We start from the raw sequence: 14,679 nt of genomic DNA, 5'->3' as shown, positions 1-14,679 counted from the left end.
GAGCATGAGCGAATCACGCATTTTTGCATCCCATGCATTGCTGCCCACTGGCTGGGCTCGCGACGTGCTGCTGGCATGGGACGCCGATGGCCGCCTGACCTCGATACAGGCGGGCGCATCCGCCGCGGCCGACGTGCCGCGCGCGGCCGGTCCGGTATTGCCCGGCATGCCGAATCTGCATTCGCACGCGTTCCAGCGCGGCTTTGCCGGCCTGACCGAGTACCGCAGCGTGGCGCAGCGCGGAGATCCCGCCGGTGCCGACTCGTTCTGGAGCTGGCGCACGCAGATGTACCGCTTTGCGCTGCGCGTGTCGCCCGACACGCTCGAGGCCATCGCCACGCAGCTCTACATCGAGATGCTGCGCGCGGGCTACACCAGCGTGTGCGAATTCCACTACGTGCACCGCGACATCGATGGCAAGCCCTATGCAGACGCGGCCGAGATGTCGCTGCGCCTGCTGCGCGCGGCTCAGCGCGCCGGCATCGGCATGACGTTGCTGCCCGTGCTGTACCAGACCGCTGGCTTCGGCAACAAGCCGCCGCTGGCCGAGCAGCGCCGCTTCCTGCACGACACCGATGCCATGCTGAAGCTGCTTGAACGGCTCGCGCCGGCCTGCAGCGAGCACGGTGCTCGTCTTGGGCTCGCCCCGCATTCGCTGCGCGCGGTGCCGCCGCAAAGCCTGACGCACGCGCTGGCCGGCCTGCATGCGATCGATCCGACCGCTCCGGTGCACATCCACATCGCCGAGCAGCAGCGCGAGGTGGACGACTGTATCGCCTGGGCCGGCATCCGTCCGGTCGAATGGCTGCTCGACCACGCCGAGGTCGACGCACGCTGGTGCCTGGTGCACGCGACCCATATGGACTGGGATGAGCGCCGGCGGCTCGCGCACAGCGGCGCCGTGGCCGGCATCTGCCCGACCACCGAGGCCAACCTTGGAGATGGCGTGTTCGAGGCTGCGCCCTACATGGCGCAGCACGGCGCGTGGGGCATCGGCTCGGACAGCCATGCGAGCGTCAGCGTGGCGGAGGAGCTGCGCATGTTCGAATACGGGCAGCGGCTGGCGCTGCAGCAGCGCAATGTGCTGGCGTCGGAATCGCACCTGCAGGTCGCGGACCGCTTGTACCTGGAAGCCGTGACCGGCGGGGCGCGCGCCGCGGGGCGTGCGGTGGCGGGACTGGCAGCCGGCCAGCAGGCGGATTTCGTCGTGCTCGACGGTGCGCATCCGGCGCTTGCGGGCCTGGACGGCGCGCAGGCGCTGGCCACCCATGTCTTTGCCAACCACGGCCATGAGACACTAGCGGAGGTCCGCACGGCCGGCCGCTGCCGCGTGCAGCATGGCGCGCATCCTTTGCAGGCGGAGGCCGGCCGGCTGTTCGTGGCCGCGCGCGCGAGCCTGCTCGGCGACTGAAACCGGAAGCCGCCGCCTTGGGGCGGCGTGCTGCCAAGCCTCACACAGACCATGCCCTTTTCTACCGATACCCCCGCCTTTACCCTGCATCGCGGCACGCGTCCGCTGCTGGTATCGATGCCGCACGTCGGCACTTACCTGCCCGCAACCGTGTCGCAGCGGCTGACTGCCGAAGCGCGTACCGTAGCCGATACCGACTGGCACCTGGAACGCCTCTACGACTTCGCGCGCGAACTCGGCGCCTCGGTGCTGGCGGCCACGCATTCGCGCTATGTGGTGGACCTGAACCGTCCGCCCGACAACGCCAACCTGTATCCCGGCCAGGACACCACCGGCCTGTGCCCGGTCGACACCTTCGACAAGACGCCGCTGTACGTCAGTGGCGTGGGCCCGGACGAAGCCGAGATCGGCATGCGCCGCGATGCTGTATGGCGGCCGTACCACACCGCGCTGGCCGAAGAGCTGGCGCGCCTGCGCCAGCAGCACGGCACCGTGGCGCTGTGGGACGCGCATTCGATCCGCTCGGTCCTGCCGCGCTTCTTTGAAGGCAAGCTGCCGGACTTCAACCTGGGCACGGCCAATGGCGACAGTTGTGACCAGGCGCTTGCGGACGAACTGCTGGAGATCGCGCAGGACGTGCCCGGCCATACCGCCGTGCTGAACGGACGCTTCAAGGGCGGCTATATCACGCGCAACTACGGGCAGCCGCGTGATGGCGTGCACGCCGTGCAGCTTGAACTGGCGCAGTCCGCGTATATGAGCGAGTCGTATCCGTTCGCGTATGACGAAGCGAAGGCGTCGGCGCTGCAGCCGTCGCTGAAGCAGATGCTGGTGGCGGTGCTGGGGTTTGTGGAAGGGCGCTGAGCCGTACTTCGTGGGGACGCCTGCCCTCTCCCCCAGCCCCTCGCCCGCAGGCGGGAGAGGGTAGCAGCCCACGCCGGCTTTGGAAGCGCCACGTGCTGCGATACGCGGTTTGCTCCCCTCTCGCGCCAAAGCCTTGTCTGGCCCGGTTTTCGGGGAATTCGCGGGGTTTGCCTACAAGATTACCTACATGGTGGACGGGGCAGCCAATGGGCGGATTTTACCTTGTAAATTCCAGCCGGCGCGGCTTTCCGGCGTTTGGGCCTGCGGTGGGTGCTTGCCGGTAGCCTGCGGCATGGCGCAACGAAGGGGGGCGAACATGCCAAGGTCGAAACGCCGCGCCAGGGGTCCGCGCCTGGTGGGCCGCAGGCCGGCACCTACACTGGAACATGACCACACATGACCGTTGGGCGTGGGGTCTGTTTCTGCATGGTTGGGCGGGTCTGAAGGCCTGCCCTGTTTTCAGGTCCGGCGTGCAATGCGCGGGATCATCCGTGGCCGCCGCCCCCTTGGTTCCCGGTGGTCCCGGGCTTTTTTCCGCAGTGCTGATCTGTCGGGTGTCTCCACTCTCAGCAAACCCGATGGCCAACATATCGGAAGCCACGGATGCAATGGATAGCAGGCGGGCGGCAAAAAAAGAAGCCCAACACGGACGCGTCCGCATTGGGCCTTGGTAGCGTCCGCGCGGCAGCTACTGCGGCGCGCGGTCAGGCCATGATGGGGGCGCGGCAGGTCCACAAGCAATACCACGGACGGGGTAGTTTCACGCGAAGGCGAGACGGGCGCCACGCTGCTGGCCATCATCCGGCGCGGGCGGCGGATGTTTTCGGCGCCACCCTGTCGGTGGCCGGCGCCTAGTGTCCGCCTGCCCCCTCGTCGGTGCCATCCCCGCGTGCCAGCGCTCATTTCGCTTTCCCTATTGCCTAACCTCATCCAATAGTAAGACTCCCAAAACATCACGGTATGGTGATGTCAGGTGCGCGGCAGGTGGCATTAGGTGCGTATGGGGTCACGTTTCGGTCCCGGAAAATTAGGCCCCGTTTTTTGCGCTTTTTCAAAAAGTGCGGGTCGAGGGCCGCTCAAAAGACAAAGTGAATTTCTTCCCGCATACCCCCCGCCCGAGCGGCACCCGCGTCGCACGAGCGGAGCGTTCAAGCGCGTTACGCGATCCTTCTGATACCACGTGCCAAAGTGCGTTAATCGCGATCGCACCGAACATCTCGCGTAAAAAAAACTTGCAAAGCCTAATGTTGGCTTTTACTATAGCCTCATAGTGACACAGCAATGAGCAAGCGAGGATGCTATGCAAACGTCGATGCACATGAAGGCCCGTATGACTCAACGCAGCTTCACTCCCGACATGGTCAGCGCCATTCTGGATTTGGGGCAGTGGAACGATCGGGGCGATCGACTGATTTTGGATCAGCGAACAGACCACGATCTCGACGAAGTCATCACCGAAAAGCGTCGAGAGCGAAAGCGGTTGGAACGCGAGATCAGAGATCTGGAGCGCCTGCGCAGGAAGGGTCCCGTTACCGTTGTGACCCGGAACGAAATCCTGATCACCGTTTATCGCGACACAAAAAGGTAGAAGCCATGAGCAAATCATTCACCAGGGAAATATCGGGGCAGGGACGAGACACCACCATTTCGCTTCAGGTGGATCGGTTCCATTCATCGGCCAACAAGCCACTGGCCAGTCGCGGAAAGTACGATCGGAAGTACAACATCAAGATCATGCAGGAAGATGTGTTCCTGCTCGATGCTCTAGCAACTCAACACAATATTCCACGTTCGTTGCTGTTGAACAATCTTTTGCATGAGATTCTCCTGAATGAATTACAGGGTATTCAGGAACACGACGTCCGCCTGCTGCTCGCGCAGAGCGCAGATCAACGTGCTAACTATGATGAACTGTCGAGTCCGTGGGTGTTGGACGCGATCAAGAGCGAATGCATTCAGCTTATGAAGAACGTCATGCGCTACAACAGAGCGGAGTTGCTGGTTCAGGAAGACCCTAACGTTCCGGCTGATCATAATTGGAACAGTGACGCGTTTCTTCTTGTCAAGCAAGCGTTGGAGGGGATGGAAAAATGAGCGATGGAATTTTTTCCAAGGTAATTTCAAGCGTCATTGAGGCCCAGTCCGCAAAGAACTACGAAGGCTATGTTATGGTCAACGTGCGGCCGGGCGAGAAAGTATCCGCGATGCTGGACGTCATCGCACATCTGTATAAGAAGTCACCATCAGAGTTCGTTGCGGATGCGCTCTCGCGGAAGCTTGCAGAATACGCGGCATCTTCGCTCGACCACGCGGATGCCATTCTGGACGCAGCGGAGCGGGTCACGTCCGAGTTGGGGCAGCCCCACAATAACAGCGCGTTGGGAATCTTGACTAGCGAAGGGCTTATCACGTTCAGCAATCCCTTCATCAAAAAAGTCGTGTTTTCCAAGTTGAAGTGACGACATTTTTTGCGCAGCGATGAATTCCCTCAGAGTGAGGGGCGCAAGAATACAAGGCCGAAACGATAATCAGAACATGAAAAACATAAAAAAGGGAAGAGAATGGAAGCTGCGTACGTAACAAAATACAGCTACCAAAGGTTGGCCAAAATCCTTATGGTGGACGGGGATATCTCCATCGACAAAATTTTCTCTGTGATTTATCGAGAGAGCTTGCGGTCAATCATCAACTCCAAAGAAGCAACGGATTTGCATACAAAAAAGCTGATGATCGAAGGAAAGTTCGACCGTCTCAAGATGTCTCAGCGAACGTTTTCGCGTAGGTATGTTTTAAGCGTTGGTAATCCGAAATTTCATGAGAGAAACGACTGCAAGTACCTGAAATCGGATTTTTCAAATTATCTAGTTCCTGCAGAAATCGAAGCGCAGGGACAAGAAAAGGTGCGCGAATTCCAAGAATTTTGTGAAAAGAATAGAAAGGAGCTTCAAAAAGAACCGAACGATGCGTTCTGGGCAATTGTTCGTATAAAGTTCAAAATCAAAAACACGCCAGAGCAAATCACGTTCGTCAATAGCGGGGTCCACGACATCAGCAAGATGTCAATCGAAGCTTTACAGGCCACGATCGCCGATTCGATCGAGGAAGCGAATCATATGCTGCAGGACACGCATTCTGGAGAGAGCATCAGGGCCGTCAGGTATGCGCCACATATCAATGTGGCACTATCGAGCCTAAAGGATGAAGCGATCGTACAGATGGTGCGCGCCTTCTTCGATCTCAAGTGGAAGATCATCAATTCCCTCTTCGAGCTTTACGTAAAGCAGTCAGGCTCAGAAGATTTCGTTATTCCTTTGACGCTTCTTAAGGCCGCCAATTACGAGCCATGCCGCGGCTGCTGCTCTACCGGGTATTTTTAACCCTTGCGTACCGTTTCACGGAATGTCCTGGATTCAAGCGGGACATTGCGGTACGTATCGGCCTGGTCTCCAGCTTGGGCAGCGGCCAACAGCACCAGGCCCACACGCACCATCAGGCCATGGTCCAGGCCATCGTCGAGTCGGACGAGCAGGACCGGCGGAGCAGATTGCGCCAGGTCGGCGGCCACGCGACGGACCGCCATCAGCATGGCGGCAACGTCCGCGCACGGGTAGCACTGCGGATTGCCTGCACGGTCGGTGGTCCGGCGCTCGATGCTCAACAGCCAGTCGCCACAGCCTGGCCAGTTCGTGACCACCACCAGGCAGGTGCCTGGAAGGCGCGGCGTGTAGGCGCGCATCTACGTGGCCTGCTGGCGCGCAGCGGACCAGGAACGCTTACTGGGACGGCGCGGCGCGAGGGCAACGTTAAACACGGGGGGCACCATTACCCACCACGCCAGGGCGCGTGATGCGGGGCAAGGCCGGCCTAGCCAACGGGACAGGCTTCGCGTCGCCGGCCAGATTGACGGCGCTTTTGACACCCGCGCGCAGCACGGCCAATTCCTTGGCCATCTTGTCCGTGGACACTTCCAAGTCCGCGATGCGCGCCACTAGCGCGTCCGTGATTGCCGCCAAGTCCTGTGTGACGCCCAGGCGCGCGGCGCCAATCTCGCGGGCTATGTAGTCCTGCCATTCCTTCGTCGGGTCGCTCATGGCCAGCCCCTTACCAAGTCGCGCCGGACAGCTTGACCACGCGCGTGTTGTCGCGCATGGCCCAATGAACCGGCAGGACTGCACGCACGGCAACCAGGCCCATTTGATAAACGGAAATGACGTTACTGGCCAGCGTGCCCGCATCATCCACGATGGCGGCCGGTGCATTATCGGAATGTAGTAACGCTTCCTCCGTGCGCAAGAACTCCACTTCGCCCCCGGCGTTCATGAGGAAGTCCGCCGCGTCGATCAACCATGCGGTGCCAAGCTCTACGTGCGCGGACGCGATGATGGGGGCGTCGCCAATCGTGCTGGCATCCACGATGTTAGCCGCCTTCGCGCCAATCACCTGCGATGGATGCATCAGCCATACGGGCGTCACCATGCCGGACCCGGGTGCGGCTTCCACCATGGCTTTGGTATCGGCCACCGCGTCCGCGCTACCCGGTAATGCGGTGACACCGTTCCCGAGTCCAGGCGGCTGGCTATCACTGCCGGCACCGTTGCCCAACAGCACAGCATCCGCGCCCATGGCGATGGCTTCGGACAGCTGACTTTCCAGCATGACGTCTGTGCCTGGGCCTGCGTCCAGCAGTTCGCGCGAGCACGCCACGATGGTGGCCAATTTGTTGGACGCAATCGTGGCGCCGGCGCCCACGGATCCGGACACCACGGGGACGGGCATCCGCTCCGCAACGAATGTTGCGACTTGCGATGGTGTCACATGCCCCGGCACACGCAGTTTGCCCTGCACCGTCAGCTTGGTGGCATAGGGGACCAGCCGGGCCAACACGCTGTTGGGCACGCTTTCAAAAAAGTCAAAGACGCTAGTTGCCACCAGTTGCTTGGCCCATCCATCTGTGACGGTATCCGCAGGGTTCTGCGCGGCCTTCGCGTGGATGTTGCTCGCGTCCAGCCTGGCCATCGTGCCGCTGTTCGGGCGCGAAAACTCGCGCAAGCTGGCCAAGGCCATGGTGACAACAGTCGAGACATTCCGGCCGGTGGTGGTTTGGATTTCCATTTTTCGTCCTCCAAAAGTTCAGTGTGGGGAAGCGGCCTTGCGCCAGCCGCGTTCGATGCTCTCCACGATGGCCCAACAAATCATCGCGGCGCGGTGCGGGTCCACGTCCGGCGGTGGCCATACTGTCAAGCCTGTGGTGGCGATGCCTTCGGCGCGCAGCGCGTGGCCCATCATTTCGGCAGTGGCGGCGATGCCTTCTGGCGGCACGTCCTCTTGCGTGTCAAAGAAAACGCCGGTCCCACATTCCAGTCGCATGGCGTAGGTATCCGCGCCCATGTGTGTGATGATGATTTGCGGTCGGGTGGTGTGGTCGGTTGTCATTGCTGTGACTCCACGCGCGGGCTTGTCTTCAAGGATAGATGCCCTGGTATGCACGGACGCGAGTTGTTCACTGCGCCAGCTTTCGAGCCTGGAGGCCAACTAGTCCGGCGCTAGGTTCTTAAAGGTCATGATTCCTCCTAGGCGCGGCGTTCGTCCTTTGTCATGATTTCCCCCCCGAGATGGTCGGGACTTCGCGGCGCAAGTAGTGCCGGCAGTGGCTCAAAGTGTTGCCGCTGGCCAGGGCAACTTGGCTTGCAACGATGTCTTCCTGCAGGATCATCACGGCCGCGCAGAGATTGGCGCCCGTTCTCGGATGGCGCCGCCAGAAGGCGCAGTTCTCGCAGCAACGCACCACGAAGTCAGGCGGCGGCAGCGGCCTGACATCGGCAATGCGGGCGGTGAAGTAAGCGAGGTCTTCCGCGAGGGAACCCACGGGCGCGCGGCTCACGGCATTCATGACGCGCGCAAGCCGGGTTGCCGGCCACGCTTCGATGGCGGCTAACGTCTGGATGCACGCGCGGATATCGGCCAACATCCGCGCCACCTGGTCGGCCGAAAGGGGAACCACGTAGGGGGTGAAGGGTGCCCCCTGCGAATTTTCGCTTCTAGGATTTGCGACAGCGACAGTTGCGACAGGTGCGACACTTTGGGCGCGGACATCACTTCTACGGCTATCTGTCGCAAGTGTCGCAACTGTCGCTGTCGCACCGTCAGGAATTGAACTTTGCACAGTGGGTGCGTCCTTGTCCCAAGTCCCCCGGATCATGTCCCGCAGTTTCATGGTGTCCCTCCGATCAATTCAGGGTTGACCCGGATCATCTTGCGGCGCCCTTCCTGACTAATGCGCACCCGGTCCAGTTCTTCCAGGTAGCGCAACGCCTCAGCTAATCGGCCCTTGTCGCGGATCGGCCCAAGCCTTTGGGCGTCCCGAGTGGATACCATCGTGGTCCGCTCACCCATGCACCAGTCGGTCAGGAATCTATCCAGCCGGATGGCGTCCGCTATGTCCTGACCTTGCGCCATCTCCCCGAAAAAGCGGCGTGCTTCCAGCAGGTGCCACGACACCACGCGGAACGCGGCTTTTACGGCAGCGTCCGAAATTGGCGACACGGCCAAGTCCGTGCCACCAGGTTGAATGCCGGCGGTTTCGAACACGTGGAAGATGCAGGCAAGCCGCGCGATGTTTTCCGCCGCCTTGGCTGCAACATCGCGGATGTCGGATAGTTCGCCAAACTTGCCCAATCCCCGTTCGATAGTGTTGTATGCCCACACCCACAGATCGAAGGCGGCGGGGGACATACCAATGGCCTGCAAGTCCAACACGCCGTCAGAAGTCAGGGGCGGCGTGACATCCAGCAATTGCCGCACGCGCCGATGAAACGCGCTCAGGGCGGGGGTGCTCTTGGGTGGTGACTGATACAGCCGGGTGCCTGCTGTGCTTTCCGGCCACGCGATCAGGAATCGTGCAAAGAACCCGCTTTTGCGAAACACCGGCCCCAGATCATCACAGACGGTCCGCAATACACCGTCCTGCACCTGGATGCCGACCGTCAGGCGGACATCGTGCAGCGCATAGCTCGGGGCGGTGCGGCGGTCCACGTAGTAGCGCTCACCACTCCACAAGTGATTGAACAGGGCAAGGGTCCGCACCACGGAATCCTTGCCCATGGCATGGCCCCCGAACACGGCGCCACCTTCGGCGCAGATCAGCGCACCAGACGGCCAATTGTGCTTGAGGGAGTAGGCCAGGGCTTCGGGTGTGGCATCGGTGTATCGCAACCGTTCGATGCGCGGTGCGTTGGGCTTGTCATGAATTGCCGTGCGCAGTTCTTCTTTCAGGCTGTCCGCCCCCTGTAGTGCGCCGCCCTTCTGGCCTTTCTCCAACTTGCGGGTAAGGGCGCGGTGCATCGTTTCCCACGCTTCCAGCGCGGCGGCATGATCCTTTAGCAGCGGTTCGCCAGCTTCGGAACGCTCACGTTCAAAGGCATTGACAGGTTCCATAAACAATCCGTCCACCGTGCTCTTGCGTTCCCCTGATTCGGCAATCGTCAGGCAGTACAAGCTGCATGGACCAGATAGGGCTTCATCGCGGCGGACATCACACAAGGCCTGTACGGCAAGGGATGCCGCAGTCAGCGCGGAATTGGCGATCAGGGAAACCGGCGCCCTGGTGAAGCTCTCCACTTCCACTACTGCTTCACGCAGCATCCCCGGCAGGGCATCCAGCGGATAAGGGTCCGGTTCTATGTGGGCAATCAGCGGTTGAGGGTCCGGCCACCTGTCCATCCCTTGTTCGGTGGTGTTGCCGTCCAGCACGCGCAGGCCGCGTTCCCATCCATCTCGCTCAGCCATTTGCCATCCCCTCAGCGGTTACCAGCCGCGTTACGGCAAGATCGAATCGCGCCCACGCCTGCGCGTCCAGCGTTTCACCGTTTCGCACGGCGCGCGCTGTCGCAACAACCACCAGCAGCTCGCCCATGATGGCGTGCATGACATCGTGGGCGTTGAACCGTTCGCGCGGGTGCGGATGGATGGGGAAGGTGCGTTCGGGAAACAGGTCAGACAGGTCCAGGCCGATGGCCCCCACGATGGCCGCCACGTCGCACCCTGCAAAGCAGTGCAGCAACATCCGGCCGTCCGGCATTTCGGCCCAAGCCAAGGATTTTTTTTGCCCATCACCGTGGGCGGGGCACGCTGCACGCCCGGTGGTCGGGCTGGACTGGTGCACGTGCTGGAACCTCGGTACCACTCGGTCAATCGGACGCATGAACGACTCCGACGAAGATTGTGGGCGCAAAGGTGCCCCATGCCCGCCGGGCAATTGGCCTGGCGGGGCGCGCTGTTCGTTTCCTTGGGTGTCTGTGTGCGGCGCCACAGAGCGCCGTGTCAGGCGGGGGGATTAGGTGACGGCGTGGTCGGGCGCGTCGCGGTTGGCGCGCTGACGGCGTTCCTTGATGGCCTGCGCGATTTTTTTCTTGATGTAGGCGTCTATATCGGCCTGCATGAATCGCACGGTGGACGGCCCCAGCTTGATGGGCACCGGGAAGTCCGGGTCCGTCTTTTCCAGTTCGTAGGTGTGGCGCGGGCTGACGTCTATTTGCTGTGCAAAGCCCTCACGCGAAGCCATCGCCGGCTTGCTGGCAACGGGCGCCTGTGGCACCTTGCGCGGCCTACCCGGTCCGCGTCGGGGCGGCTGGTCGAGGAGGTGGACGTTGGTGATCGGGGAAGTGTCCTTCGTCATGGCAGTTGCTCGGTGATTGCTTGACTAAAAGCATGGACAATCACGGCGAAAACTGCCACAGGAGGATACTGTACCCTCCCAAAAACTACCCGCAAACCCAAGCTGGTGGCCGAAGGAATTCTATGCCGCCGTGGCTTGCAGAACAGATTTAGCCTGCAAGGCGTCCCGCAGGACAGCAGGCAGGCGGCCGTTTTCATGCGCACGCTGCCAGCCGACATACACGCGTTCGCTTTGCGCGAAGCGTGCGCACCAGCCCGCCAGCGTCCGGTCATCACCTACTAGCCCGCGCGCCTTCATTGCATTGCGGAAGCGGGCAAAGTCCGGATAGGTCGCCGGTTTGCGCTGCCATTCCAGCCACGCAGCGCGTACCAGTTCCACGGCTGCGCGCGAGCCGCTGGCCTCGCGCAATGGCGCCAGCTTCTTCGGCCGTCCACGTCCGGCACGGCCACCCGCACCACGCACGTCCCGTTCGATCAGGTCATATTGCGGTTGGGCCAGCAGTTCGGGATGCCGTGCCGCGTGGCCTAAGAAGGCTCCAAACTCAATGAGCCTTTTTTTTAGGTCATGCGCTCCTGCTAACCGGTCATCAAATTGCAGGCTGTTGATAAGGCCAATCACCAGCGCGCATTGCTCCACGTGTTTGGACGTGGCGGCCTTGCCGGTAGTCGGATTCTCAGTCGCGGTGCGCTTTGCCATGGCCTGCCCCCTCAAGCTGCCACTGCCAATGCGGCGTGACGCAATGGCAGGGCGGTCACGCTGGCGGCGGCCAGTGTCACGCGGCCCGCGCAGAATTCGGACCATGCGGCCATCATGCCGCGCCGCTCGTTCAAGTAGTCTCCACGGTCATAAGCCGATTGCACGTCCGTTCTCGTTTCGTGCGCAAGGCACAGTTCCTTCACCATGAATTCGCCATCCACGTGCGTGGCCAAGAAACCGCGCATGGCAGAACGCATCCCATGCACACTGGCCACACCCTTTGCAAATCCGTGTTTGCGCAGCATCGCGGTCAACTGGTCCGCATCAAAGGCGCTGCCATCGGCCGCAGAGAACACCAGGCCGTCCCCTTCATCGGTGCGCAACGCCTGCCGAGCCTCCAGAATGGCGGCCATGCCATCACTGATGGGCACGCGAAAATCCCCATGCTGCCAACGCTTCAAACGGGAGTCCACGGAACCGCCTGGGATGGTCCAAGTGCGCGTGGCCATGTCGATTTCGGACCAGCGCGTGCCGGCCGCTTCGTTGCAGCGGGTGCCGGCCAGAATCAGGAAGCGGAACAGTTGGGCCATGGGGTCATCGCCGTGACCTTCCAGCTTGCGCACGAAGTTGGGCAGGACCGTCAACGGCATGGCCGGATGGTGCACGGCCTTGCGCTTGGCAACGCGGGGCAACTTTTCCTTGACGCGGTCCAGCACCAATGGGTTGTCGCCTTTGATCCAGCCAAGGCGGCGCGCGTGCCCCATGACCTTGATGCAGCGGCCAAGCGTGCGAACCGCCATCACGTGGCTGCTTTCCCAATGCGGGGTCAGCGCATCAACCACCATCTGTTCCGTGATGGTGGCCACGTCCTTGCCAATGAGGGATTCGCAGTAGCGGCGAACCGGTGAGGTCCACTTCGCCTTGGCCTGCGGGTCCGGCTTCCATGCCTTTGCTTCGGCATCCACGGCCGCGTCCAGCGCATCGCCAAAGGTATGGCCGCTGCGCCGGATGGGCACCGGCTCCAAGGCCCTGGCGGCGGTCAGTTCCGCCACGTCCTGCGCGCGTTGCCCCTTGCGTTCGGCCAGCACGTCCACGCGGTCACGACGCACGCGCAGGCGCGCGGCAGCGGCGGCGGCTATCGCTTCGTCCATCGTCACGTTGTCGATACTGCCGAGGGACATGTAACGCGATTTGCCGGCAAGGCTGTAGCGAAACACCCAAAGGCGGCTACCGCCCTTGACTTGGACGTACAGGGAAGGGGCGGCGCGGTGCGTGCCTTCGGGCAGGCGGGCTATCTGGCGCGCGGTCAGGTTTTTGGGCATCATCAGGCATCCGGTTTGCCCACAAATTGCCTACAACCTTGTAGGCAGATTCGGGGCGTTTTTCTTCAGGCGGCTGCGCGGGAAATCATGAGAAATCACGACAAATCATAAGAAAATCAATGACTTGCTGTGCCGGCAACCCTGATGATAGGCTAAAATCGGTGGGATCCCCTCTCCCACTTGTGGGTGAGGGGCGGGGAAGAGGGCCAGCGCTCGCCCGAGCCAACACGCTTACAACAACGAATCCGCCAACCTGCAAAGGTTCTGCCACGTCCGCGTCCGCAACGGCCGCCGAGCCCATTTTTCCCGCGCCACCGTATCGCTGTCCGCCAGATAGCGTTGCTGAATCCGCACCATCTTTTCCACCACCTCCCGGTCATAGATCACCAGCGCCGCCTCGGCATTGAGCGCGAACGAGCGGATATCCATATTGGTTGATCCCACCATGGCCACGGTGTCGTCGATGGTCACGTGCTTGGCATGCAGGAATGCCGGCCGGTACAGGTGGATCTTCACGCCCGATTCCAGCAGCACGCCGAAATAAGCTTCCTGCGCGGCCTGCGTGAAGCGCTGGTCGATGCGCTGCGACAGCACCAGGTGCACCTCCACGCCGCGGTAGCAGGCCACGTGCAGCGCCTGCAGGAACGACTCGTCCGGCACGAAGTAGGGCGTGGTGATGACCACGCGGCGCACGGCGTTATGGATCATCGAGACCAGCACCATCTGCGCGTTCTGCGTACCGTAGCCGGGTCCGCTGGACAGCATCTGCGCGATGCTCGGGCCTTCCGGCGACAGCGGCGGGAAATCCGCCGCGCCAAGGTCCTTGTCGCCGGTTTCGAGGTAGCGGTCCGCCAGGAACACGGCCTGCAACTGCGACACCGCCGGCCCCGTGACGCGCGCCACCAGTTCCTCGTTGGGCAGGCCCGGCATCGACTCCGCATCGACGATGTTCTGCGAGCCGATATAGCCTACGCGGCCATCGAGCACCACGATCTTGCGGTGGTTGCGCAGGTCGAAGCGCGCACTCTTGCCCTTGAGCACCGCGGACAGCGAGCCCATCGGCAGCACCGGCACCACCTGCACGCCGGCGTGCCGCAATACGTCGGTGAAGGCCTTCAGGCCGCCACGCGCGCCCAGCGCGTCGAGCAGCACGCTGCAGCGCACGCCGCGGCGTGCGGCGCGCAGCACGGCGTCGGTGATCGTGCGGCCGGTGGCATCGGCGGCGTAGATGTACATGAGGATGTGCACCGACTGCACCGCGGCATCGATATCGGCCACCATTGCCGCCACGACTTCGTCGTAGCGGTCCATCAGCGTGACCGTGTTGCCGCGCATCGGCGCGAACGAGCCGACGCGCTCGATCAGGCAGGCCCCGGTCTGGCACACCCCGTCGGGCAGCGGACCTTCCGGCAGCTCGTGGCTGATGCGCTCGCGCAGCTGCTCGATGCCGCGGTTGATGCGGGCCAGCTTCACGCTGCGTGATTTTGGATAGTAGATGCGCCCGAACAGCGCATAGAGCAGCAAGCCAAGCCAGGGCAGGAAGAACACCAGCAACAGCCAGGTGCGCGCCGCCGCCGGCGCGCGGCGCTGCGGCACATAGACCAGCATGGTCAGGCGGATCGCCCACTCGGTCAGCGTGAACAGCGGGTCCGACCACAGGGCGGGGTCGGGCAGCGAAGACAGGAACGACGGAAGCAGCATGCCAGGGCTCG

At 62.2% G+C, this 14,679-nt stretch carries 17 protein-coding genes; 6 read left to right on the top strand and 11 right to left on the bottom strand.

Annotated features, from left to right (window positions below; all coding sequences use genetic code 11):
* The first annotated feature begins 4 nt into the window (after positions 1-4).
* The 6 genes from AC3FKG_RS01800 to AC3FKG_RS01775 all read left to right on the top strand — a co-directional run bounded on the left by AC3FKG_RS01800 (position 5) and on the right by AC3FKG_RS01775 (position 5,652).
* On the top strand, positions 5-1,411 hold the full coding sequence (locus AC3FKG_RS01800) for a formimidoylglutamate deiminase (RefSeq protein ID WP_488742284.1): 1,407 nt from the start codon (positions 5-7) through the stop codon (positions 1,409-1,411).
* A 51-nt stretch (positions 1,412-1,462) separates the two neighbouring features.
* Positions 1,463-2,275 carry an N-formylglutamate deformylase gene (gene hutG / locus AC3FKG_RS01795; protein ID WP_488742283.1) on the top strand — a complete coding sequence of 271 codons (813 nt, stop codon included), beginning with the start codon at positions 1,463-1,465 and terminating at the stop codon, positions 2,273-2,275.
* A gap of 1,330 nt (positions 2,276-3,605) precedes the next feature.
* Positions 3,606-3,863, top strand: a complete 258-nt coding sequence (locus tag AC3FKG_RS01790) for a hypothetical protein (RefSeq protein ID WP_488742282.1) — start codon at positions 3,606-3,608, stop codon at positions 3,861-3,863.
* A gap of 5 nt (positions 3,864-3,868) precedes the next feature.
* Positions 3,869-4,369 carry a hypothetical protein gene (locus AC3FKG_RS01785; protein WP_488742281.1) on the top strand — a complete coding sequence of 167 codons (501 nt, stop codon included), beginning with the start codon at positions 3,869-3,871 and terminating at the stop codon, positions 4,367-4,369.
* Positions 4,366-4,734, top strand: a complete 369-nt coding sequence (locus AC3FKG_RS01780; RefSeq protein WP_488742280.1) for a hypothetical protein — start codon at positions 4,366-4,368, stop codon at positions 4,732-4,734. The genes AC3FKG_RS01785 and AC3FKG_RS01780 overlap by 4 nt, the downstream gene beginning before the upstream one ends.
* 102 nt (positions 4,735-4,836) lie before the next feature.
* Complete coding sequence (locus tag AC3FKG_RS01775; RefSeq protein WP_488742279.1) at positions 4,837-5,652, top strand: hypothetical protein; 816 nt, start codon at positions 4,837-4,839, stop codon at positions 5,650-5,652.
* Here AC3FKG_RS01775 and AC3FKG_RS01770 read toward each other — a convergent pair.
* The 11 genes from AC3FKG_RS01770 to cls form a co-directional block, all read right to left on the bottom strand.
* Positions 5,649-6,011, bottom strand: coding sequence for a hypothetical protein (locus AC3FKG_RS01770; protein WP_488742278.1), 363 nt, complete (start codon positions 6,009-6,011; stop codon positions 5,649-5,651). The genes AC3FKG_RS01775 and AC3FKG_RS01770 overlap by 4 nt on opposite strands.
* A gap of 67 nt (positions 6,012-6,078) precedes the next feature.
* A complete protein-coding gene (locus AC3FKG_RS01765) occupies positions 6,079-6,366 on the bottom strand; it encodes a hypothetical protein (protein WP_488742277.1) in 288 nt (95 codons plus the stop codon).
* A 10-nt stretch (positions 6,367-6,376) separates the two neighbouring features.
* Positions 6,377-7,387, bottom strand: a complete 1,011-nt coding sequence (locus tag AC3FKG_RS01760; protein WP_488742276.1) for a phage major capsid family protein — start codon at positions 7,385-7,387, stop codon at positions 6,377-6,379.
* Positions 7,388-7,405: 18 nt separating this feature from the next.
* Positions 7,406-7,708, bottom strand: coding sequence for a hypothetical protein (locus AC3FKG_RS01755; protein ID WP_488742275.1), 303 nt, complete (start codon positions 7,706-7,708; stop codon positions 7,406-7,408).
* Between the two features lie 160 nt (positions 7,709-7,868).
* Entirely contained in the window at positions 7,869-8,243 is a 375-nt protein-coding gene (locus tag AC3FKG_RS01750; protein WP_488742274.1) for a hypothetical protein, read from the bottom strand.
* 242 nt (positions 8,244-8,485) lie between these two features.
* Positions 8,486-10,060, bottom strand: coding sequence for a YfjI family protein (locus AC3FKG_RS01745; RefSeq protein ID WP_488742273.1), 1,575 nt, complete (start codon positions 10,058-10,060; stop codon positions 8,486-8,488).
* Positions 10,053-10,475 (bottom strand): hypothetical protein, encoded by a 423-nt coding sequence (locus AC3FKG_RS01740; protein WP_488742272.1) that lies wholly within the window; start codon positions 10,473-10,475, stop codon positions 10,053-10,055. The genes AC3FKG_RS01745 and AC3FKG_RS01740 overlap by 8 nt, the downstream gene beginning before the upstream one ends.
* A 132-nt stretch (positions 10,476-10,607) precedes the next feature.
* Positions 10,608-10,949: a helix-turn-helix transcriptional regulator gene (locus AC3FKG_RS01735; protein ID WP_488742271.1), complete on the bottom strand. Its 342-nt coding sequence runs from the start codon at positions 10,947-10,949 to the stop codon at positions 10,608-10,610.
* 120 nt (positions 10,950-11,069) lie between these two features.
* Positions 11,070-11,645: a hypothetical protein gene (locus AC3FKG_RS01730; RefSeq protein WP_488742270.1), complete on the bottom strand. Its 576-nt coding sequence runs from the start codon at positions 11,643-11,645 to the stop codon at positions 11,070-11,072.
* 11 nt (positions 11,646-11,656) lie between these two features.
* A complete protein-coding gene (locus AC3FKG_RS01725) occupies positions 11,657-12,967 on the bottom strand; it encodes a tyrosine-type recombinase/integrase (protein WP_488742269.1) in 1,311 nt (436 codons plus the stop codon).
* A 231-nt stretch (positions 12,968-13,198) separates the two neighbouring features.
* Positions 13,199-14,668, bottom strand: coding sequence for a cardiolipin synthase (cls, locus tag AC3FKG_RS01720; protein ID WP_488742268.1), 1,470 nt, complete (start codon positions 14,666-14,668; stop codon positions 13,199-13,201).
* Positions 14,669-14,679: the final 11 nt, after the last annotated feature.

The organism is Cupriavidus sp. 22TCCZM04-2, assembly GCF_057798895.1.
The sequence above is the reverse complement of the archived record's forward strand: the minus strand, read 5'-3'. Positions and strand labels throughout refer to the sequence as shown.

Bases quoted from the DNA above. Each gene is read 5' to 3' on its own strand.
- AC3FKG_RS01775 (WP_488742279.1), top strand. From the start codon at position 4,837: ATGGAAGCTGCGTACGTAACAAAATACAGCTACCAAAGGTTGGCCAAA.
- AC3FKG_RS01750 (WP_488742274.1), bottom strand. From the start codon at position 8,243: ATGTTGGCCGATATCCGCGCGTGCATCCAGACGTTAGCCGCCATCGAA.
- cls (WP_488742268.1), bottom strand. From the start codon at position 14,668: ATGCTGCTTCCGTCGTTCCTGTCTTCGCTGCCCGACCCCGCCCTGTGG.
- AC3FKG_RS01735 (WP_488742271.1), bottom strand. From the start codon at position 10,949: ATGACGAAGGACACTTCCCCGATCACCAACGTCCACCTCCTCGACCAG.
- AC3FKG_RS01770 (WP_488742278.1), bottom strand. From the start codon at position 6,011: ATGCGCGCCTACACGCCGCGCCTTCCAGGCACCTGCCTGGTGGTGGTC.
- AC3FKG_RS01760 (WP_488742276.1), bottom strand. From the start codon at position 7,387: ATGGAAATCCAAACCACCACCGGCCGGAATGTCTCGACTGTTGTCACC.
- AC3FKG_RS01765 (WP_488742277.1), bottom strand. From the start codon at position 6,366: ATGAGCGACCCGACGAAGGAATGGCAGGACTACATAGCCCGCGAGATT.
- AC3FKG_RS01785 (WP_488742281.1), top strand. From the start codon at position 3,869: ATGAGCAAATCATTCACCAGGGAAATATCGGGGCAGGGACGAGACACC.
- AC3FKG_RS01730 (WP_488742270.1), bottom strand. From the start codon at position 11,645: ATGGCAAAGCGCACCGCGACTGAGAATCCGACTACCGGCAAGGCCGCC.
- AC3FKG_RS01725 (WP_488742269.1), bottom strand. From the start codon at position 12,967: ATGCCCAAAAACCTGACCGCGCGCCAGATAGCCCGCCTGCCCGAAGGC.
- AC3FKG_RS01800 (WP_488742284.1), top strand. From the start codon at position 5: ATGAGCGAATCACGCATTTTTGCATCCCATGCATTGCTGCCCACTGGC.
- hutG (WP_488742283.1), top strand. From the start codon at position 1,463: ATGCCCTTTTCTACCGATACCCCCGCCTTTACCCTGCATCGCGGCACG.
- AC3FKG_RS01790 (WP_488742282.1), top strand. From the start codon at position 3,606: ATGACTCAACGCAGCTTCACTCCCGACATGGTCAGCGCCATTCTGGAT.
- AC3FKG_RS01755 (WP_488742275.1), bottom strand. From the start codon at position 7,708: ATGACAACCGACCACACCACCCGACCGCAAATCATCATCACACACATG.
- AC3FKG_RS01745 (WP_488742273.1), bottom strand. From the start codon at position 10,060: ATGGCTGAGCGAGATGGATGGGAACGCGGCCTGCGCGTGCTGGACGGC.
- AC3FKG_RS01740 (WP_488742272.1), bottom strand. From the start codon at position 10,475: ATGCGTCCGATTGACCGAGTGGTACCGAGGTTCCAGCACGTGCACCAG.
- AC3FKG_RS01780 (WP_488742280.1), top strand. From the start codon at position 4,366: ATGAGCGATGGAATTTTTTCCAAGGTAATTTCAAGCGTCATTGAGGCC.